The organism is Pseudomonas sp. R1-6, assembly GCF_051132115.1.
Lineage (GTDB): Bacteria > Pseudomonadota > Gammaproteobacteria > Pseudomonadales > Pseudomonadaceae > Aquipseudomonas.
In genome coordinates, this window is the sequence record NZ_CP071662.1 from 3,532,404 (window position 1) to 3,551,887 (window position 19,484).

Consider the following 19,484-nt stretch of genomic DNA (forward strand, 5'->3'; position numbering starts at 1 on the left):
GGGCGATGAACGCAGGGAGTTCCGACGAATCAATACCCCGTCATTTCCAGATAACCGGTGCCACCATGGCTGCCGCTCAGTTGCACCGGCCCCTCCCAATACGGGATGCGAAGGTTCATCCAGGCATTGGGGTTCAGGGCTCGCGTGGTGATATCGAATTGCTTGCCGGGAATCCTGATTGACCAGCTCACTGGCATGGGCCTTCCCGCAACTTCGGCGGTGTCCAGCGGTGTGAGGCTGATTTGGTTGGCGGCCAGTGTCGTCGCCTGGCCTTGGGCGTCAATCCAGGTGCCGGTGAGGTACGGCTCACCGTCCTTGTGGCGCATGCGGTACAGCATCACGTGCTCGCCTTTGTCCAGGTGCAAGGAAAACCAGTCCCACCCGGTCTGGTTTTCCGTCAGGGGCTGGCTGCTCCATTCCCGGTCGAGCCAGGCCGGGCCACTGACCTGATAGCGCTGGCCATCGATTTCCAAGTGACCACCGGCTCGAAAAAACGGTTGGCTGTAATAGTACGAGGCCTGGCCTTGCTCGGATTTCTGACTGAAGCCTTGGTTGCCCTGCAGCACCAGTGGACGGCTCGACGTCAGCCGCAGGTCGTAGCTGAAGCGCGGCCCGCGCGCCTGCAACTGCATGTCTGCGAGCGGGTCCGGGCCAGCGGCTTGAGTACCGAATCGCCAGTCGTCGATCCAGGCCTCGAAGGGCGTGGTACGCACCCCGGCCTGCCCCACTCCACCCCGGGCGTAGCGCTCGGCGGCGTGATGGACGGTGGCGGACGTGACGGCGGCATGGCCGAGCCAGATCGTCTGGTTGCGCCAACCGCTGGCCGGAGGCGCGGCATCCAGGGCACTGCGGAACAGCGTCCACTGCACACCGAAATCCCGCCCCTCGACGTCCTTGAGATTGGCGGTGACGTACCACCACTCGATGCGAAAGCCTTCATGCGCACCATGATCGGCTGGAAAGCTGAACACGCGCCCAGGTACCACCGGCGTAAAGGCGACAGCCTCGGTACCCAGCCCTGCAAAGCCCTTGTCCGGAGGCGTTGTGTTGTCACAACCGCCGAGCAGCGCCAGCAACACCAGGCCGATTCTAATCCTCATGGGCGAAAGTCCTCAGCAGGTCCGCCGGCCGCGTGCGGTACAACGCATAGAGCGGCCAGGCCGATGCCAGCAGCGTGGCGAACATCGCCAGGCCCAACAACTGCGCCAACTGCATCGGAAAGATGCGCAATGGCAGGCGCCAACCAAAGGCCTGGACATTGATGACCGCGTCCAGGCACCAGGCCAGGGCAATGCCCAGCGGCAGGGCCAGCAGCAGCGTCAGCAACGCCAGCAGCCAGGTCTGCCCGAGGTTGAGCAGCATCAATTGCCGCCGCGTGATTCCCAATGCCCATAACGGCGCCAACTGACTGAGGCGACTCTGGCTCTGGGTCAGCAGGCTGATGAACAGCGCAACGCCAGCCACCGCCAGGGTCAAGCTGTTAAGCGCCGCCGTGGCGGCAAAGGTGCGTTCGAACACTTGGGTAGACCAGCCCTTGAGTCGAGCCTGATCGACAATGCGGTTGTCATCCAGGTTGAAGCGGTCTTGCAACGCCGCCAACATCGGGGGAATCGCCGACGGCTCGATACGCAGATTGAAGCGATTGGGTGCCAACTGCGGCCAATGCGCCCGTAAATGTTCGGCGTTGATGAGCACATGGCCCTTGGGGTTGCCGTAGTCGGCATAAATCCCGACAACCCTTGGGGTCCAGGGCCCTTGCGGGGTCGGCAAGTTCAAGCGGTCGCCGATCCGCACCTTCAGGCGCCGAGCCAGTTGTTCGCTGAGCATCAGCGTGTCGGCTGTTGCCAGTTGCTGCCAGGCTTGGTCACCGGCGGACTCCAGCAACGGCCAGTGCTGGCGATAGGACGAGTGATCGATGATGCCGTAGATGTCCGTCGGCCAACCTTGCAACGGCATCGACACCTGCCAGTTGGGCAACACGGCGGTGATCGTGGGTTGCTGGTTGAGCCAGTCGTGCAGTTCGGCCGCCTGGGCCGGCGTTTGCGGGTTGATGTACAGCTCGGCGGTCAGTCGCTGCTCGAGCCAGTCACTGAACGTCTGGCGAAACCCCGACGTCATGCTGCCAGCGCCGATGTTCGCCGCCAACGCCAGTAGCAGCGCCATCAGCGCCAGGCTCAACGTCGGCAGTTGTTGACGGCAATCGGCGAGGAACCATTGGCCGAGCACCGAACGGCTGCGGCGCAGCAGTCGGTTCAATACGGCGTTGAGCAACACCGGCAAGGCCAACGCCGCGCCCAGTAACAATGCGGCCATCAGGACAAAACCGCTCGCCAGGCTGTCGCCCCAGGCAAGCGCCAACGCGGCGACCAGCGCCGCCAACAGCGCCACCCCACCTTGGCGCCGCAACCAACGCGCATGGGCCTGGTGCCAGGCCTGGGGATTGGCCAGGGCCAACAACGGCAGGCGAGCGGCGCGCAACAGGCTCTGGGCGCCGGCCAGTACAGCGCCGAGCAGGCCCAGGCCGATACCGCCCAACCACCACCAGGGACTGAGGTTCAGTTGTCCGGGGACTTCGGCGCCGTACAAACCTCGCAGGCTCGCCGCTACATCAGGCAACAGCAGGCTGGCCAGCCAATAACCACTTAGCACGCCGGCGATCCCGCCCAGCAGGGCCAGTGCGCCCAGTTCCAGCGCCAGGCTGCTGATCAGCACCCCCGCGCTGACGCCGCAGGCCCGCAGGGTCCGCAGCAGGCCGCGGCGTTGCTCCAAGGCCAGGCCAATGGCGGCATGGACGATGAACAGGCCCACCACGAAGGACAAAAACCCCAGTGCGTCGAGATTCAAGTGGAAGCTTTCGGTCAGGCGCGACAGGTTGTTTTCGTCCTCGGCGCGCTTGAATTGCAACAGCCCGTTGAAGGCCTCGGGCAAGGCGGCGGTGTAGGTGCTGGGCAGTACCAATCGTGAAAGCTGGTTCGGCATCTGAAGTAGCGCTTGAGCAAAACCGATGTCCATCAGCAGCACGCCCGGGGCCATGTCCGGCTGCACGTGCAAGGGTGGCAGGGCCTGGCCGTCAACGGTGCGGGGGCGGTCGCCCTCCTTCAACCCCAGGGCCTGCAATGTCTGCGGTGCAATCCAGGTGTGGCCGGCACCTGTGAAAAATTCCACCACCTCGGCAATCTCCCGCGCCTGCCCCGCCAAAGCCGAACCCGGCGGCAGCGACACCGGGTCGATCCCCATCAGTTGCAGGCGTTGGTCTTCGTGCCCCTGGAGCGTCACTCGCGCCTGCAACACCGGCGACACCGGCCAGCCCTGGCGGCGCAGGTCGATGAACCATTGCTGCGCGAACGTGCCACCGCCGGGGGCGCTCAAGCTGGCCTGGGGTTCGCCGCCGATCAACTGACTGGCCCGGGCGTAGCTGTCGCGGGCCTGACTGTTCAACGCCTGCACACCGGTCAGCAGGCTGGTGGCGAGCCAAAGCCCGGTCAATACACTGAAAAACTGCACCGGGTGCCGGCGCCAATGGCTGAGCAGCGCCTTGAGGGTCTGGCGAACGATCATCACCCCTGGGTCGCCTCTGCCAGGCGCCCGCCCTGCAATACCACCCGATGGGCCAGGCGCGCCGCCACCCGCTGGCTATGGGTGACCATCAACAGGCTGGTCGGGCTGCCGTCGAGCAATTCCAGCAACAGCTTCAGCACTTCGTCGCTGGTGGCTTCGTCCAGATTGCCAGTGGGTTCGTCGGCCAACAGTAACGGCGGACGTGACGCCAGCGCCCTGCCCAGGGCGACCCGTTGTTGCTGCCCGCCGGAAAGCTGCTCGGGATAACGCCGCAGCAGTTGCGACAGCCCGAGCCGCTGCACCAGATGCGTTTGCCAGGCCGCGTCGAAACGCCCACACAGGCGCGCCTGGAACGCCAGGTTGTCTTCCACCGGCAAGCTGCTGATCAGGTTGAACTGCTGGAACACCAGGCCGATTTCCGTGCGCCGCCAGTTCGCCAACTCATGTTCACTCATGCCGTCGAGCCGATACCCGCCGCTGCGAATACTGCCGCGATCGACCTTGTCCAGGCCGGCAACCAGGTGCAACAAGGTGCTCTTGCCACTGCCCGATTCGCCCATCAGCGCCAGGCTGCTGCCGGGGGGCAAGGTCAGGTCGATGCCTTGCAACACCGGCAGAAGACCTTGGGGGGTTGGGTAGCTTTTGAATACTTCTCGAACTTCAAGCATTGAAAGGCTCATTGGGTAAAACCATTGGCTCTCAGGATAGCGGAATCGAGGGCCACGGCCATTGGCCGACGTCATCGGCAGTTTCCGTTACCACTGGTCGCCACCCCTGCCTGACGCGCCGGATAATCTTGCACTTCGTCAACTTTCTGCTATTGATCAATAACTAACGCGCGCCGTTAAAGGCTGTCGGCGCAATCGTCATTAACATGACGCATCAAGGATTCCTCCTTTCACGGACGATCGCCGCCATGCCTCACACCCAATATCGCCCCGATATCGATGGTCTTCGCGCTGTTGCGGTGATCGCCGTGTTTATCCATCACCTCAACGCCAGCCTCTTACCAGGCGGCTTCGTCGGGGTGGACATTTTTTTCGTCATCTCGGGGTTCCTCATCACGTCCCAGGTGTTCAGCGAGATCCAACAGAACACCTTCTCCATGAAGCGGTTTTATCAGCGGCGCATCAACCGCATCGTACCGGCGCTGACGACGGTGGTGGTGGCGAGCGTGATCGCCGGGATCTTCGTCCTGTCTCCGGTCGACCTGACCCGACTGAACATCAGCGCGCTGTCCTCCCTGCTCGGTGTTTCGAATATCTATATCTGGATGAAGTACGGAAATTATTTCGCGGCGGACGCCAGCGAAGCCCCACTTCTGCATACCTGGTCACTGGGCATCGAAGAACAGTTCTACCTGCTCTGGCCGCTGCTGATGCTGATGCTGTGTCGATGGGCACCCCGCTACTTGCTGCCGCTGGTGTGCATCGGCGTTGTCGTGACGGTTGGCGTTTCGCAGTACGCCACGACCCTCGTTCCCTCTGCCTCCTACTATCTGCTGCCCACACGTTTTTTCGAACTGCTGCTGGGGGCGACGTTGGCGATTTATCTCGCGCAGCCACGTACGTTCAGTGACGGGGTGGGCCGGATCTGGGCGCTGGCGGGAGCCGGATCGATTGCCTATTCATTGTTTGCACTGAGTCCGGAAACAACCTTTCCCGGCCTCAATGCGCTTATACCTTGCCTGGGGGCGGCGCTGTTGATCCTCGCTGGCAGCGGCGGAACACGCTCGCGCTGGCTGACCAACCGGCCGATGGTATTTGTTGGTCTGATTTCCTACTCGCTTTACCTCTGGCATTGGCCCTTGATTGCGTACCTGAGATATCTGGATATCAACATCACGCTCCCGCTGGGGCTGGGCCTGATGGCAGTGGCGACGCTACTGGCCTGGGGTTCCTGGCATTTTGTCGAAGTCCCCTTTCGACGAACCGGGGCGCTGTTGCCGTTCACCCGCGCATTTGGCCGTCGGTTCATGGTTCCAGCGTTGGGGCTGGCCGTGCTGGCTGTAATGAGCGTGCAATGGCAGGGGTTCCCGCAGCGTTTCGTACCGCAGGTGTCGATCCTTGAAGCGATGAGCCTGACCGAACCGAACAAACTGCGTGAGCGCTGCCACATGCCCAATGCGCGCTACAACGCCGCGCCCGATCCGGCGTGCCATCTCGGGGCACGCAAGGCGCAGATCGACGGCGTGATGGTCGGAGACTCTTTCGCCAACCATTTCACCGGCATGGTCGATGTCCTGGCCGAACCCAACGGCATCGCCTTGATGGATTACACCCTCGACAAGTGCCCACCCATCTTCGGCCACGCCGCCGAGATGTCGGCGGGTTACGGGGCACGCTGCGTGGCGCGAAATGAGCAGGTGTTGCAGTTGATCGAGCGGAACCGGTATCCCTACGTGGTGCTCGCCGGCGCCTGGCCCCGGGACCCGGCAGCAGGAGCCGTCATCGAGGCAAGCATCCGGCAAGTGGCGGACCGGACCGGCCAAGTCATCGTCGTTCTCAGCAATCAGCCAATCGACAACGCCGCGACGTGCCCGGTGCGCCGCTTGATGTTCGCTCCTCTTCGGCAGTGTTCAACGCGGCTGGACGCCGCGGCGCCCTATTGGACGCAGATACGCGCCAGGCTGCCCCAGGTGCGCTTCATCGATCCCAACCAGGTGATTTGCCCGGCCGGCCTGTGCAGCCCGATCATCAACGGACAACTGCTCTACCGGGATGACGCGCACTTGAACGATGTCGGCTCGCGTTTCATTGGCCGCGCGCTCCGCGACCTGGGCTTCACGCTGCTGTACGACCCAGCGCCAACCACGCCGATTGCTACCACCCGATAGGCGCTCGCTCAATGCCCCGCCGCCATCTCGGTCTGGGCCGGTTTCGGTATGACGATGTTGCCCAGATCGATGTGCTTCCAGGCTGGCTTGGCCCCCAGCCGCGCGTTGAAGCGGTAGTTGAACGTGAAGTCGTCCTCGGTGGGTTGGCTCAGGGGTTTTCCATAGCGCGCCACGACCGCCGCCGGGTCGTAGCCCATCAATTCAAGCAGCGTCGCAAAGATGTTGTAGTGGCTGGAACGATCCTTGTTTTGCGCCCAGGCGCCGCGCCAGTCCAAGGTGCGCAGCTGGCTGCCCTGGATAACCACCAAAGGCACCAGCCCCTCCTCCTCCACCGGGTCGCCGCCGCAATGCGTATTGAGCCCGGGATTGCCACGCTCGTGCAGATCCTGGCCATGATCGGAGGTATAGATCAGCACCGCATTCTGAAGATTGCCTTGACGCAACAGGCGCCGGAAGAACTCGCCGACGTTCCATAGGAGCGTGTTCTGGTACGCATTGCGATACAGCAACCAGTCATATTGCTGGCCGTTGAAGCCGTCGCGCTGGCCGGTGTCGGCCACGTCCTGGAACCGCCCCCGGGGCAAGGCCGGACGGTGTTTCATGAATTCGTCGGGGTATTTGTCGTGGACCGGAAAATGCGCCCCCACTTTATTCACCACCACCAGTTCGGCCCGGTCATTGCCCAAGAGCTCGATCAACTGCGCCGCGGCTGCCATGTCGCGGTCCAGCACACGGACCTGGTCGAATTGGATGAATTGGTCGATGTCTTGCTTTTCCTGTTCGGTCATCAGGTTCTGCAAGTTGCCGCCGGTGCGCTGGGCATCGATATAGACGGTATGCAAGCCCGCGACATGGGCGTACTGCCAGATTGACGGCTGCGTGCTGTTGATACGCACGTAATCAGCCCGCGTACCGCCATAACGCAGGGTGATATTGGTGTCGGCGCTGCAATTGGCGATGGAAGCGGCATAACCGTAATTGAAGATGTCCACCCCAGGCGGCGGGGTCTTGAGGCCGCTGTTCACACCGAACGGGGTGTTGATATCGAGGTAGTTGCCACCGATGCTTTCGTCGATGATCAACACGATATCGTGCTCGATCGCAGGAGAACGGCGACCCAAGCTGACAGGCTCGCGGACGCCGACGGTGTTGTGCAGCGCCTCGTAGGCAAACAGGTTCAGATAGGCCAGCGGCGTATACATCACTGGTAGACCACGGGCGCCCTCGCCCGCCCTTGCGAACAGCACACCACTGAGCAGCAATACCCCGAGCAACGGCGCGGCGACCGGTACATAACCGGGCAATGGTAAACGCCGCCGAGGCTTCAGCCCGATGCCCAACAGCAGCAACAGGCCGCCCGCCATCGCGCTGAGAATCACCTCTCGATACTGATAAGCCGCCTCCTGGATAAAGCCGCCCGAATACACCAGCGACACGAACTGGCTGTAGGTCAGGTAACTGTCGGTGACCCGGGTATACACCTCGAAGAACACCGCCGAGGCAAACAGTGCCAAGGCAAACAGATGCCGCACCAACGTCTGGCGGATGTAGGCGCTCATCCACAACGCAAGCACCAGCACAAGGAACATCGCACCGAACAGCACCGTTGCAAAACCAAGACCCAGCGCAGCGAGACGCTCCAGGTAATAGTCATGTCCCCTGAAAAGGTACAGCAACAGCAGCAGTTCCTTGAGGTATCGGGTCATGTTTTTCTCGGCGGTGGCGCGGCGGATGGAGGGTTCGTTTTCTGCACACTAGCAGCGGGATTTCAAAGCGCAAGAAAGAGACTGATCGGTCGCAGCGTCAAAAAAAAGTTACCTCAAAAGTGACACCTTTGACGCATCAAAAACATAAAAATCTATGGATATATACCGTTCATCGGTTACTTAAACGTCTCCAGAGCCCTTTAAAAATGGCGCTTTTCCAAGTCAGTCAATGACTTGATATCAAAAAGCCCTAATCCGTCGAGATTTGCCAACACTGACAACTGTCATTTTGCTGACACGTTTTTTTGAAGCTGCGCTATACCCTCTAAACAGTTTCATCCGAGTTACATCAACCGGTTTGAGAGGCGCGCCTAGAATGGACGTGAGCGTATTTGGCACGGGGTATGTGGGGCTGATTCAGGCAGCGGCATTGGCCGACGTCGGGCACCGAGTCCTGTGCGTCGATATCGACCCGAACAAGATCCGTCAACTGCAACAAGCCGTACCGCCCATCAGTGAGCCTGGGCTGTCCGTATTGCTGGAAGACAACATCAAGGCCGGCCGGCTTTTGTTCAGTTGCCAGGCCAGCGATGCGGTCAACCATGGCGAGTTGATTTTTATTGCCGTCGGCACGCCAGCCGACGAAGACGGCTCGGCGGACCTGAGCCATGTGCTGGCGGTGACCCGCCAGATCGCCGACTTCATGGACAGTGACCGCACCCTGATCATCAAGTCGACCGTACCGGTCGGAACAGCCGATAAAGTCGCGGAGTGCGCCCGCCAGGCGCTGGCTCGTCGGGGCCTTAAACAGCTGAATGTGCGTGTGGTATCCAACCCGGAGTTCCTCAAGGAAGGCAGCGCTCTCGCCGATTGCATGCGCCCGGACCGCATCATCATCGGCGCCAGCGATCAACTGGCGCGGGATCAGATGGGCGAGCTCTACGCGCCGTTCTGCCGCAACCACGAAAAACTGATGTTCATGGACAACCGCAGCGCGGAGCTGACCAAGTACGCCGCCAACGCCATGCTCGCCACCCGCATCAGTTTCATGAACGAACTGGCCAACCTCACCGAACGCCTGGGCGCCGACATCGAAGCCGTGCGCAAAGGCATCGGCTCGGACCCACGCATCGGCTATCACTTCATCTATCCGGGCTGCGGCTTCGGCGGCTCGTGCTTCCCCAAGGACCTGCGCGCCCTGCTGCACACGGCCGAACAGAGCGGCATGCCGCTGCGCCTGCTGCGCAGCGTCACCGATGTGAACGACAGCCAGCGGCACATCCTTTTCGAGAAGCTGGCGCAGCAATTTCCGGACGGCTTGGCCGGCAAGTCGATTGCCATCTGGGGCCTGGCCTTCAAGCCCAACACCGACGACATGCGCGAAGCCCCGAGCCGCTACCTGATGGAAGCCCTCTGGCGCGAAGGCGCGCGCGTGCAGGCCTACGACCCGGAAGCCATGTCCGAATGCCGGCGCCTGTATGGTTATCGCAAAGACCTGAACCTGTGCGCCACCCGCGATGACACGCTTGAGGACACCGATGCCCTGGTGATTTGCACTGAGTGGAAGAATTTTCGCGTGGTGGATTTCGACCTGCTGGCGAGCAAGCTGCGCGCCCGGGTCATCATCGATGGCCGCAACCTCTACAACCCCGAGCACCTGGCTGCCGCCGGGCTGCTGTACCGTGGCATCGGCTTGCGCCACACCGTGCCCAGCGCCCCGGGGCCACAAGCGTGAACGTCCTGGTGACCGGCGCCGCCGGATTCATCGGAGCCCACTGCGTCTTGCGGTTGATGCGCGATGGCCATCACGTGTACGGGCTGGACAACTTCAACGATTACTACGACCCGCAGCTCAAGCACGACCGCGTGGCGTGGGTGCGTGACCAGGTCGGCGCATTTCCCTTGGCGCGTATCGACCTGACCGACGCCTCGGCGATCGACGGACTGTTCCAGAGCCATCGCCCGGAGGTGGTGATCCACCTCGCCGCCCAGGCCGGCGTGCGCTATTCGCTGGACAATCCCCGCGCCTATGTCGACAGCAACCTCGCCGGGTTTCTGAACATTCTCGAAAGTTGCCGCCGTCATCCGGTCAAGCACCTGATCTACGCCTCTTCCAGTTCGGTGTACGGCGCCAACCAGCGCACGCCCTATTCGGTACGGGACGGCGTCGATCATCCGCTGTCGTTGTATGCGGCAACAAAGAAGGCCAACGAATCGATGGCCCACAGCTACAGCCATCTGTTCGGGATCCCGTGCACCGGCCTGCGCTTTTTTACCGTGTACGGCCCGTGGGGCCGGCCAGACATGTCGCCGATCCAGTTCGCCACGGCCATCGCGCAAAACCAAGTGTTGCGGCTGTTCAACCATGGTGAGCACGAACGCGACTTCACCTACATCGACGACATCGTCGAGAGCATCGCCCGGTTGATCGAACGTGCGCCGCAGCCAACGCCCCACTGGGATCGCGAGCAACCGGACCCGGCCACCAGCCTGGCGCCATGGCGCATCTACAACATCGGCGGACAGCACCCGGTGGCGTTGCGAACCTACGTGGCGCTGCTGGAAAAACATCTGGGCCGCACCGCCCGGATCGAGCTGCTGCCCCTGCAACCGGGGGACGTGCTCAACACCTGCGCCGATGCCAGCGACCTGGCCCGGGCCACCGGTTTCCAACCGTGCATTGCACTGGATGACGGCCTGGGTCGCTTCGTCGACTGGTTCCTCGATTACTACGCGCAACCCATCGTTCACACGCCGCTTGCGGCCGTACCTCAGCGGAGGAGTCTATGACCCGACATGAACAAGACATTCCGATCAGCACCTCCGGACGCGACAAACGTGTCGACCCCGAGCATCGCCGACGCCTGGATGCCGCCATCCACCGCCAGGGCCGTGGCTGGCTCACCGGTCGGGACGGTGGTCGGCCCTGGACGGTTTCGCGGACCAATCGGGTCGTGGCTTGCCTCGGCGCGCTGGCGATCCTGGTACTGCTCACCCCGCTGCTGCTGGGTCTGGCATTGCTGATCAAGTTTTCCAGCCCTGGCCCGGTTTTTTTCGTGCAGAAACGCACCGGTTATCGCGGGCGCGTGTTCGGCATGTACAAGTTTCGCACCATGGTCGTCGATGCCGAGGCCCTGAAAGAGTCGCTGCGCCACCTCAACAAGCACGGCGCCGACGCCATCGACTTCAAGATCGACAACGACCCGCGCATTACCCCGATCGGCAGGTTCCTGCGACGCAGCAGCCTCGATGAACTGCCGAACCTGATCAATGTAGTGACCGGCGACATGCGCCTGGTAGGCCCGCGGCCCACCTCGTTCAACGCCTATCGCTACAAGGACAACCATTTGGTGCGCCTGAGCATCTACCCCGGCCTGACCGGCCTGTGGCAGATCTCCGGGCGCAGCAATATCGACTTCGACCAGCGCGTGGAACTGGACCTCAGCTACATCGCCGAGCAGAGCCTGCTGTTGGATCTGAAGATCCTGATGATTACCCCCTTCAAAGTGTTCAGCGGCCACGGAGCGAGTTAAATGGACGGTTCGACGAATATCCTGACCATAGCCAGCCCGAGCGAGACCAACCTGACCTCGACCGTGCTCGACCCGGATCTGCGGATCCTTCTCATGACAGCGGCCAACACCGGCACCGGCACGAGCACCAGCGCCATGGCGCTGTCCGCCCAGCTGGCGCAGATGAGCAATGGCCGGGTGTTGCTGGTGGACGCCAGCCAGTCGCCGCGCAACCTCAGCCAGCAGCTCTCGCTGCAAAAAGAGCGCGGCTTCAGCGACCTGTTGTTCAACAGCCTGTCCCCACCGTTGTTGCAGGACTGCGTAGTACAGGTGTCGAGCCTGCCCTTCGACGTGCTGCCCCACGGCCGCCTCGGCCACAACGCCGAACGCCTGAGCCCCGAGCGATTGCGCCCGCTGTTCCGGCAACTGGCGGCGCAGTACCGCTTCGTGGTGATCGACGCCGACGCGGTGTATTCGGCCACCGACACGCTGGTGATCAGCACCCAGGTGGACGGCGTGGTGCTGGTGGTGCGCGGCGAAGACACCCGCTGGGAAGTGGCCCAGGCCACCCGACAAAGGTTGGCCCAGGCCGGCGCGAAAGTGGTCGGCAGCGTGTTCAACCGCCGCAAGTACTACATGCCCAAATGGCTCTACAACAACCTGTAAGCCTGCAAAAGGATGACGAGATGAACGCTAGAATGCTTGTCCTGCTGTTGCTGCCGCTTGCCGGTTGCTCCAGCAACACCGATACCCGCTCGATGCCGGTGCAGATCCTCACCGCGGCGCCGGCCAATGCCCAGGCCACCGACATGCCCAAGGTCGAGCAGACCTTGCGGCCCCAGGATGTGCTGGACGTGATATTTCACATCGGCACCACCTCTTCCCAGGCTTATCGCGTGCAGCCGGGCGACCAGGTTGCCCTGAACTTCACCGCCGCCAGCCAGCTCAACGGCACGCAACAGGTGATGCCCGACGGCAGTATCGAACTGCCGGGCGCCAACACCTCGGTGAAAGTCGGCGGCCTGACCACCGACGAGGCGCGCCTGGCGGTGCAGCGCGCCTATGACCAGAAGATGTTGTTCCAGCCCAATCGCAACCAATTGACCGTACTGGTGACGAGCCCGCTCTCCGGCGAGACGAAGCTGCGCAACACCCTGACTCACCCTGGCACGGGCATGAGCCGGGAAATCACCGTGGGCAGGGATGGCTACGCCAGCTTCCCGGAAATTGGCGCCGTGCCTTTGCAAGGCATGACCGTCAGCCAGCTGGAGACTTTCCTCAACGAGCGCTACGCCCAACTGCCCGGCCACATGACGGTGGACGTGCTGCTCAAGTCCACCGCCGGCAACGAAATCTATGTCCTCGGCGAAGTGGCCCAGCCCGGCTCCTACCCGATCCGCCGGCCAATCTCGGTACTCGAGGCCCTGACACTGGCCAGGGGCACGAACGTCAAGGCCCGGCTCGACTCCGTGGTAATCATGCGCCGCAACGGCAATCAGGTCGAAGCCCGCCACTACGACGTGGAGAAAGCCTTGAGCGGCGACGCGTCGCAGATCGCCTATCTGCAACCGGAAGACATGCTGTTCGTGCCCAAGACCAAGCTTGCAAGTGCCGGTGAACTGGCCAGGCAATTGGCCGATGTGGTGCTGTTCCAGGGCACGGGGTTGAGCTTCGGCTACCGCGTCGACAACAAAGGCAGCGACAACTGAGACTCAGGTGACCGACATGAACCCCAAGGAAAATTATCTGCACGAGTTTTTCAGGATCTTCTTCGCCAACAAGCAGTGGGTGAAGCGCGTCTTCCTGGTTTTCGCCGTGATCGCTCTGGTGTTGCCGTTGATGCTCAAGCAGAGTTTCGACATCACCGCCCAAGTGATCGTCCAGTCGAAAAAACTCTCCCAAGGCGACGCCACTACCTCGTTGAACCAGGAAAACGCGACTTTCATTCCGCCGTCCCTGGCGGACATGGAAACCGAGAGCAACATCCTGCGCTCACCGGCGTTGATTCGCGAAACCATCAAGACCCTGCGCGACCAGGGTGAATACACCCCGAGCCCAGGGGCCCTCAATAAATGGGTGAGCGAACCGCTCAAGCGCTACATCACCCAGCCACTGCGTGAATACGTCATCAATCCGCTGCGCGACGGCCTCGGGCTGGAAGTCGATCCGGTACGCGACACGATGCTCGATACCCTCACCGACGAGGCCATCGCGAACCTGAAAATCGAGACCCTGCCCGGCTCGAACGTCATCTCCATCATCTACAGCTTCGGCGATCCCGCCCAGGGCACCCGGTTCGTCGCGCAGCTGCTGGAAAACTACCTCACCGGCCGCCAGGACCTGCAATCGATCGAATTGCCCCAGACCTTCTACGAGCAGAAAAAAGTCCAATACCAGACGCGCCTCGACGGTCTGGAAGGCACCCGGCTCGGCCTGCTCGAAGGCGTCGGTTCCTCCGATCCCAAGGAAGAAATCACGTTTCGCCTGAACGCCATCAATACCGAAGAACAGGCCCTGAACCTGTACCAGGATCGCCTGCTGCAAAGCCAACGCTGGCTCGATTACCTCAAGACCAGCCTGGCAGCGGCGAACAGCTCGCGGTTCAACGACTACACGTTCCCGTTCACCTTCACCACGACCGTGGACAACATCGCCTTCGAGGACCGGGAAATCAGGCAACTGGGTGAACAGCTGACCAGCCAGGTCAGCCGCTACATGAACGACCTGGCGATCTTCCAGCCCAGCAGCGAACCGATGCTGCTGGCCCGCGAACAGATCATGCGCACACGCCAGCAGTTCCTCAAAGTGGTGAACAACCGCATCCAGGAACGCACCACCGACCTGGCCGTCGTCAGCTCGGTGATCAACCAGAAGGTCGAGCGCATCGCGGCCTTCAAGGAACGCATCCACCAGTTACAGGAAACCCAGAGCAAGCTGCGGCAGATGGACACCGAGATCAACGCACTCCACGCGGCGTTCTCCACCTATGCCCAGCGGTTCGCCGAAGCCAGTTCCGCGCGCTCGCTGGACAATGACCTGTCCAACGCCCGTGTCCTGAGCCCCCCGTTCGAACCCACCGCCGCGGTATTCCCCAAGCCGATGCTGATTATCCCGTTCGGCTTGTTCTGCGGCCTGCTGCTGGCGATCGCTCTGGTCTACGTGCGTGAGTTCTTCGACCATCGCTTCAAGCATCCTGCGCAAATCAGCCAGCAACTGGACCTGCCGGTCTTGCTGGTGATCAATGAGCAGTCGCCCGAACAGGTCAATCCGCACCGCAACTGGAGCCTGCCAAGCCTTGTCCATTGGGTGAAAAATTGAACGCGCCGTTCGGCCCGTCCCACCGCAGCAGCCCCCTGTCGATCATTCATCTGCTCGACAGCGGCGGCTTCTATGGGGCCGAGCGGATGCTGCTCGATCATTGCCTGGCGACACCGGGGCAGCACCAAGTGCTGTTCCTGGCGGCGCCGCCGACCTTGATCACGCGGTTTCGCCAGGCCGGGGTGGATTGCCGACATTGCGCCAGCTTGGGCGAATTGTTGCAGCATCTGCGGCAACGTCGCGCGGACCGGCCGCTGATCAACACCCACAACTTCAAAGGCTTGCTGTTCGGCTGGGCCGCGGCCACGCTGTTGCGCCTGCCCCTGGTGATTACCCAGCACGGCTTCACGCCGCGCAGCACCAAGCAGCGTTTCTACACCTGGTTGAGCCTGCAACTGTGCCGCACCGCGCCGGTCAAGCGCGTGGTCTGCGTCGCCGAAAGCATCGCGGCATTGCACCGCAAGGCCAGCGTCAAGGCGGACAAGCTCGACGTCATTCCCAACGGTTTGCCGGCCGTCACGACACCGCTGCCCCATCGCGACGACAGGCAGCGCTGGCGGGTCGGGTACGTGGGTCGCTTGAGCAGCGAGAAAGGCCCTGACCTGTTCCTCGACGCGATGATCCCGCTCTGCCAGCGCCATGGTTCGCTGCATGCGGTCATGCTCGGCGACGGTCCGGAACGCCAGCCGCTGCTCAAGCGCATCGCCGACGCGGGGTTGCCGACGCGCATCGAGTTGCCCGGTTATCAAACCGACATGAATGATTGGTGGAGCCGCCTCGACGCGTTGGTGATCAGCTCACGCACCGAAGGCACGCCGATGATCCTGCTCGAAGCCATGCAAGCCGGGGTGCCGGTGGTGGCGTTTGGCGTCGGCGGCATTCCCGACATCCTGCAGGACCGCCACAACGGCCTGCTGGCCACGCCGGCCGACAGCGACGAATTGGCCCGCCAGATCGAAACGCTGTTCAGCGAACCGCCCCTGGCGCGGATCCTCGCTGACAACGCCCGGCGCACCCAACGCGACCGCTACGATCTGCGCACGCTGGCCGAACGTTGGTCGCAACTTTATATCCGCACGGCACGGGAGGCTCGACCATGATCGTCCCGCTCTCGATCATCAGTTTGCTGGGGCTGGTCTGCCTGGCATTGCTGGCCAGTCCTTATCCGTTCCTGGCGCCCGGCGCGGTGTTCGGCCTGGTCGGCGTCGCCGTCCTGTACCGCAAGCCCGGCTGGGGCCTGCTGGGCATCGCCGCGCTGGTGCCATTCGAAGGGCTGTTCAAGGAAAACGGATTGTCGGGCAGCAAGTTCTTTGGCCTGGCGCTGATCCTGATCCTGGCACTGCAACTGGCCCTGCACCAGATTCCGGCGACGCGCCTGCGCAGCAATATCTGGAAGCCGCTGGTCGGCTTCATGGCGCTGTATGGCCTGAGCCTGCTGCTGTCGGAAAACATGGACCTGTCCCAGACCCATCTGCGGGAACTGACGGTAGGGCTGATTCTGTTCGTGATCACCTTGTTGATCGGACGCGAGCTGAACCTGGACCTGTTTGCCCGCTTGATGACCGTGAGCGTGTCCACCACGTGCGTACTCGCGATGTTCTCGGCCAAATACCAGGACCAGGGCCGCGCGTCCGGACTGCTGGAAGACCCGAACTCCTTTGCGCTGCTGATCGCGTTCACCATACCGCTGGCCTTGTTGCTGGTACTGCGCAGCCCGAACCTGTTGCACCGGCTGTTCTGGGGAGGCGGTTTCATCCTGCTGCTGGGCGGCATGACCAAGACTGAATCGCGTTCCGGGCTGGTGGTGCTGCTGCTCAGCCTGATGATCGGCTTGTACCACTACCGCGCGCAGCTACCGCGGATTCGTCCACGGCACCTGGGCTTCGCCATGCTCGGGCTGGCACTGATGATTCCCCTGGCGATCGCGGTGATGCCCGCCGGCTACGTGGCACGCATCCAATCGTTGAGCATCCTCAGCGCCGGCGCCAGCGCTCACAAGGATGAATCCTTGGGCCGCCGCGCCTCCTACATCCTGGTGGGCAGCCAGATGATCCGCGAGAACCCCATCCTCGGTTCAGGGCCCGGGACGTTTCCCCTGCACTACGCGCCGACCGGTTATGCCAAGGCCTTCTCGGCCAACCGCAAACTGGGCGACCTGTACCGTCGCGCTCACAACACCTACCTGGAAATATTCAGCGAGATCGGCGTACCGGGCGGGTTGATGTTTGTCGGCATGATCGGTCTTGGCCTCTATAACCTGGTGCGCGCGCGCCAACTCTGGCTCCAGCGTCGGGACTGGGCACAGGCCGACCTGCTCACACATTTGGGGATGAGTTTCCTGGCGCTGGCCTTGTTCCTGATGTTTCTCAGCGCGCCGAACCACAAGTTGCTGTGGATCATGCTCGCCTTGACCAGTGTGTTGCGCTACGACGCCGAACAATCCGCGTCACGGGAGGCCCGCCCATGAGCCGCGTCAGTATCGTCATCCCGATGTTCAACGAGGCCCGCCACATCGGCCGCACCCTGCTGGCCGCGCAGCAAGCTGCTCGCCAGGCGCAACTGGAATGCGAACTGATCGTGGTCGACAACGGCTCGGACGATCATGGGCCGCGCATCGCCAACGAACTGGGCGCCCGGGTGCTGATTGTGCCCGGCGTCCACATCGGCGCCTTGCGCAACCGTGGCGCGGCGGTTGCCAGCGGTGAGTGGCTGGCATTCATCGACGCCGACATGGAAATGCCCGCCGACTGGCTGAAGCTGCTCGTCGAAATGGAGGGCCGTCAGGGCGATGTGTTGGGACTGGACCTGGACACGCCCCGACACGCGCCTTGGTTCGCCCAGGCCTGGCAACGCCGCAGCCAACGTCCTGGCGCCCGTCCGCTGCATCGAGTGCAGTGGCTGCCCAGCGCCAATCTGTTGATGCGCCGCCGTTGGTTCGAACAGGTCGGCGGCTTCGACGAGACCCTGCGTACCGGTGAAGACAAGGATTTTTCTCTGCGCTTGCGCCAAGCCGGTGCGCAGTTGTTGCTGGTGAACGAAAGCCTGGCCCTGCATTGGGGTTACGAAGGCAGCTGGCGCGAATGGATGAGCAAGGAGCTGTGGCGCCAGGGCAGCCATTGGCAGTTGCTGCGCAGCCATGGGCCGAGCCTGCGCTTGCTGCGCTTTCCCGCCTTGTCCGTTGGCGCCTGGGGCCTGGATCTGCTTGCGCTCACCGCCCTGCTCCAGGGCCAGGTGCGCCTCGGGTTGACGCTACTGCTCATCAGCACATTGCCGGCCTTGTTTCTCAGCCTGCGCCAGAGCCAGCGCGACCCGCGCCTGGCGTTGCAACTGTGGGCCTTGCACGGGGTGCGCCTGCACCTGACCGGCGCCGCGTTGCTGCTCAATCTTTTTCAATGGAACGTCAGGAGACCCGCCCGTGGCTGAATTCATCTATTGGTCTTGCCTGTTGCTGCCGGTGTACGCCTACCTCGGCTACCCCGTGCTGTTGACCTTGCTGACACCGTTGTTTCCGCTACGGCGCTATGGCAAGCCCCTGCCGATGGACGTCAGCATTGTTATCGCCGCCCACAACGAGGCACGGCACATCGAAGCGAAATTGCGCACGCTGTTGGCCCAGGATTATCCGGCACGCTCGCTGCAAATCATCTTGGCCAGCGACGGTTCCACCGACGACACGGTGGCCTGTGCGCGCAAAATCGGCGACTCACGCATCACCGTGCTTGACCTGCCACGCCAGGGCAAGGCCGCCGCCCTCAATACCGGCGTGGCCCATAGCTACGGCGAGATCCTGGTGTTCACCGATGCCGACAACCAATGGGCCCACGACACCCTCGGCCACCTGCTGGCGCCGCTGGGCGATCCCGAAGTGGGCGCCTGTGCCGGGCACATGGTCATCCCCGTGCCCGGCAAGGGCCTGAGCCTCGGCGACAGTCTGTATCGGCACTACGAAGGGTGGCTGCGCCGGGTGGAAAGCCGCACTGGCTGCATGGTCTCGGCCGACGGCGCCTTGCTGGCCTTGCGCAGGGCTTTGTTCCAGCCGATTCCGGCCCAGGTCAACGATGATTTTTTCCTCAGCACCTGCGCGCCGGCAGCCGGCAAATCCATTGTTTATGCACCCAAAGCGCGGGTGACCGACCAGGGCGTGGACGAAGCCGACAAGCAGTTTCGTCGTCGTCAGCGCGTCACTGTCGGCGGATTGCAGAGCCTGGCCCAGCGCCGGGAACTGCTCAACCCGCTGCGCCATGGGCTCTACGCCATTGGCCTGATCAGCCACAAATTGATCCGCCGCCTGGCGCCGGTGCTGCTGTTGCCGTTGCTGCTGAGCAACGCCTGGCTGTGGAATGACCATCCGTTCTATCGCCTGACGCTGGTGGCGCAACTGCTCGGTTATGCCACAGCGCTGATCGGCTTGCTCGACGCAGGCCACCGCTTGCCTCGGCCGTTTCGGTTGGCCGCGTTCGTGCTGGTAACACTGGCCGGCATGAGCATCGGGCTCTGGCAATTCCTGCGAGGCCAGCGCTACAGCCAATGGAATCCCGACCAAAACCGCTAAGG

Annotated in this window: 15 protein-coding genes; 11 read left to right on the forward strand and 4 right to left on the reverse strand. The window is 62.6% G+C overall.

Going from position 1 to position 19,484, the window contains the following annotated elements; all coding sequences use genetic code 11:
• Window positions 1-29: 29 nt before the first annotated feature.
• The 3 genes from J3P81_RS15865 to J3P81_RS15875 are packed head-to-tail and all read right to left on the reverse strand — an operon-like array spanning window position 30 to window position 4,226.
• Window positions 30-1,100 carry a lipocalin-like domain-containing protein gene (locus J3P81_RS15865; RefSeq protein ID WP_434559693.1) on the reverse strand — a complete coding sequence of 357 codons (1,071 nt, stop codon included), beginning with the start codon at window positions 1,098-1,100 and terminating at the stop codon, window positions 30-32.
• Window positions 1,090-3,558, reverse strand: coding sequence for an FtsX-like permease family protein (locus J3P81_RS15870; protein ID WP_434564127.1), 2,469 nt, complete (start codon window positions 3,556-3,558; stop codon window positions 1,090-1,092). The genes J3P81_RS15865 and J3P81_RS15870 overlap by 11 nt, the downstream gene beginning before the upstream one ends.
• Entirely contained in the window at window positions 3,558-4,226 is a 669-nt protein-coding gene (locus tag J3P81_RS15875) for an ABC transporter ATP-binding protein (protein ID WP_420765801.1), read from the reverse strand. The genes J3P81_RS15870 and J3P81_RS15875 overlap by 1 nt, the downstream gene beginning before the upstream one ends.
• A 248-nt stretch (window positions 4,227-4,474) precedes the next feature.
• Here J3P81_RS15875 and J3P81_RS15880 point away from each other — a divergent pair, with 248 nt between their 5' ends.
• The gene (locus J3P81_RS15880) at window positions 4,475-6,394 is read left to right on the forward strand and encodes an acyltransferase family protein (protein WP_434559695.1); all 1,920 of its coding nucleotides are present in this window, start codon (window positions 4,475-4,477) and stop codon (window positions 6,392-6,394) included.
• A gap of 8 nt (window positions 6,395-6,402) precedes the next feature.
• Here the strand turns inward: J3P81_RS15880 and J3P81_RS15885 are convergent, their stop codons facing one another.
• Window positions 6,403-8,100 (reverse strand): sulfatase-like hydrolase/transferase, encoded by a 1,698-nt coding sequence (locus J3P81_RS15885; protein WP_434559697.1) that lies wholly within the window; start codon window positions 8,098-8,100, stop codon window positions 6,403-6,405.
• 376 nt (window positions 8,101-8,476) lie between these two features.
• On the opposite strand from J3P81_RS15885, the gene J3P81_RS15890 reads away from it, so the two are divergent.
• Genes J3P81_RS15890 through J3P81_RS15935 form a run of 10 tightly spaced genes read left to right on the forward strand, consistent with a single transcriptional unit; the run spans window position 8,477 to window position 19,482 of the window.
• Window positions 8,477-9,835 (forward strand): UDP-glucose dehydrogenase family protein, encoded by a 1,359-nt coding sequence (locus J3P81_RS15890; protein WP_434559699.1) that lies wholly within the window; start codon window positions 8,477-8,479, stop codon window positions 9,833-9,835.
• Entirely contained in the window at window positions 9,832-10,890 is a 1,059-nt protein-coding gene (locus J3P81_RS15895; protein WP_434559701.1) for an NAD-dependent epimerase, read from the forward strand. Before J3P81_RS15890 ends, J3P81_RS15895 begins: the two co-directional genes overlap by 4 nt.
• Window positions 10,887-11,633 carry a sugar transferase gene (locus J3P81_RS15900; RefSeq protein WP_434559703.1) on the forward strand — a complete coding sequence of 249 codons (747 nt, stop codon included), beginning with the start codon at window positions 10,887-10,889 and terminating at the stop codon, window positions 11,631-11,633. Before J3P81_RS15895 ends, J3P81_RS15900 begins: the two co-directional genes overlap by 4 nt.
• Window positions 11,634-12,278: a CpsD/CapB family tyrosine-protein kinase gene (locus J3P81_RS15905; RefSeq protein WP_420765795.1), complete on the forward strand. Its 645-nt coding sequence runs from the start codon at window positions 11,634-11,636 to the stop codon at window positions 12,276-12,278.
• Window positions 12,279-12,298: 20 nt separating this feature from the next.
• Window positions 12,299-13,321 carry a polysaccharide biosynthesis/export family protein gene (locus tag J3P81_RS15910; RefSeq protein ID WP_420765794.1) on the forward strand — a complete coding sequence of 341 codons (1,023 nt, stop codon included), beginning with the start codon at window positions 12,299-12,301 and terminating at the stop codon, window positions 13,319-13,321.
• A 16-nt stretch (window positions 13,322-13,337) separates the two neighbouring features.
• A complete protein-coding gene (locus J3P81_RS15915) occupies window positions 13,338-14,930 on the forward strand; it encodes a GumC family protein (protein WP_420765793.1) in 1,593 nt (530 codons plus the stop codon).
• The gene (locus tag J3P81_RS15920) at window positions 14,927-16,030 is read left to right on the forward strand and encodes a glycosyltransferase family 4 protein (protein WP_420765792.1); all 1,104 of its coding nucleotides are present in this window, start codon (window positions 14,927-14,929) and stop codon (window positions 16,028-16,030) included. Before J3P81_RS15915 ends, J3P81_RS15920 begins: the two co-directional genes overlap by 4 nt.
• Window positions 16,027-17,397 carry an O-antigen ligase family protein gene (locus tag J3P81_RS15925; RefSeq protein WP_434559705.1) on the forward strand — a complete coding sequence of 457 codons (1,371 nt, stop codon included), beginning with the start codon at window positions 16,027-16,029 and terminating at the stop codon, window positions 17,395-17,397. Before J3P81_RS15920 ends, J3P81_RS15925 begins: the two co-directional genes overlap by 4 nt.
• A complete protein-coding gene (locus tag J3P81_RS15930) occupies window positions 17,394-18,353 on the forward strand; it encodes a glycosyltransferase (RefSeq protein WP_434559707.1) in 960 nt (319 codons plus the stop codon). The genes J3P81_RS15925 and J3P81_RS15930 overlap by 4 nt, the downstream gene beginning before the upstream one ends.
• Window positions 18,346-19,482 carry a glycosyltransferase family 2 protein gene (locus tag J3P81_RS15935; protein ID WP_420765789.1) on the forward strand — a complete coding sequence of 379 codons (1,137 nt, stop codon included), beginning with the start codon at window positions 18,346-18,348 and terminating at the stop codon, window positions 19,480-19,482. Before J3P81_RS15930 ends, J3P81_RS15935 begins: the two co-directional genes overlap by 8 nt.
• Window positions 19,483-19,484: the final 2 nt, after the last annotated feature.

What these genes read in the sequence shown, in the direction of transcription:
- J3P81_RS15865 (WP_434559693.1), bottom strand. Translation starts at nt 1,100, where the DNA reads ATGAGGATTAGAATCGGCCTGGTGTTGCTGGCGCTGCTCGGCGGTTGT.
- J3P81_RS15870 (WP_434564127.1), bottom strand. Translation starts at nt 3,558, where the DNA reads ATGATCGTTCGCCAGACCCTCAAGGCGCTGCTCAGCCATTGGCGCCGG.
- J3P81_RS15875 (WP_420765801.1), bottom strand. Translation starts at nt 4,226, where the DNA reads ATGCTTGAAGTTCGAGAAGTATTCAAAAGCTACCCAACCCCCCAAGGT.
- J3P81_RS15880 (WP_434559695.1), top strand. Translation starts at nt 4,475, where the DNA reads ATGCCTCACACCCAATATCGCCCCGATATCGATGGTCTTCGCGCTGTT.
- J3P81_RS15885 (WP_434559697.1), bottom strand. Translation starts at nt 8,100, where the DNA reads ATGACCCGATACCTCAAGGAACTGCTGCTGTTGCTGTACCTTTTCAGG.
- J3P81_RS15890 (WP_434559699.1), top strand. Translation starts at nt 8,477, where the DNA reads ATGGACGTGAGCGTATTTGGCACGGGGTATGTGGGGCTGATTCAGGCA.
- J3P81_RS15900 (WP_434559703.1), top strand. Translation starts at nt 10,887, where the DNA reads ATGACCCGACATGAACAAGACATTCCGATCAGCACCTCCGGACGCGAC.
- J3P81_RS15905 (WP_420765795.1), top strand. Translation starts at nt 11,634, where the DNA reads ATGGACGGTTCGACGAATATCCTGACCATAGCCAGCCCGAGCGAGACC.
- J3P81_RS15910 (WP_420765794.1), top strand. Translation starts at nt 12,299, where the DNA reads ATGAACGCTAGAATGCTTGTCCTGCTGTTGCTGCCGCTTGCCGGTTGC.
- J3P81_RS15915 (WP_420765793.1), top strand. Translation starts at nt 13,338, where the DNA reads ATGAACCCCAAGGAAAATTATCTGCACGAGTTTTTCAGGATCTTCTTC.
- J3P81_RS15925 (WP_434559705.1), top strand. Translation starts at nt 16,027, where the DNA reads ATGATCGTCCCGCTCTCGATCATCAGTTTGCTGGGGCTGGTCTGCCTG.
- J3P81_RS15930 (WP_434559707.1), top strand. Translation starts at nt 17,394, where the DNA reads ATGAGCCGCGTCAGTATCGTCATCCCGATGTTCAACGAGGCCCGCCAC.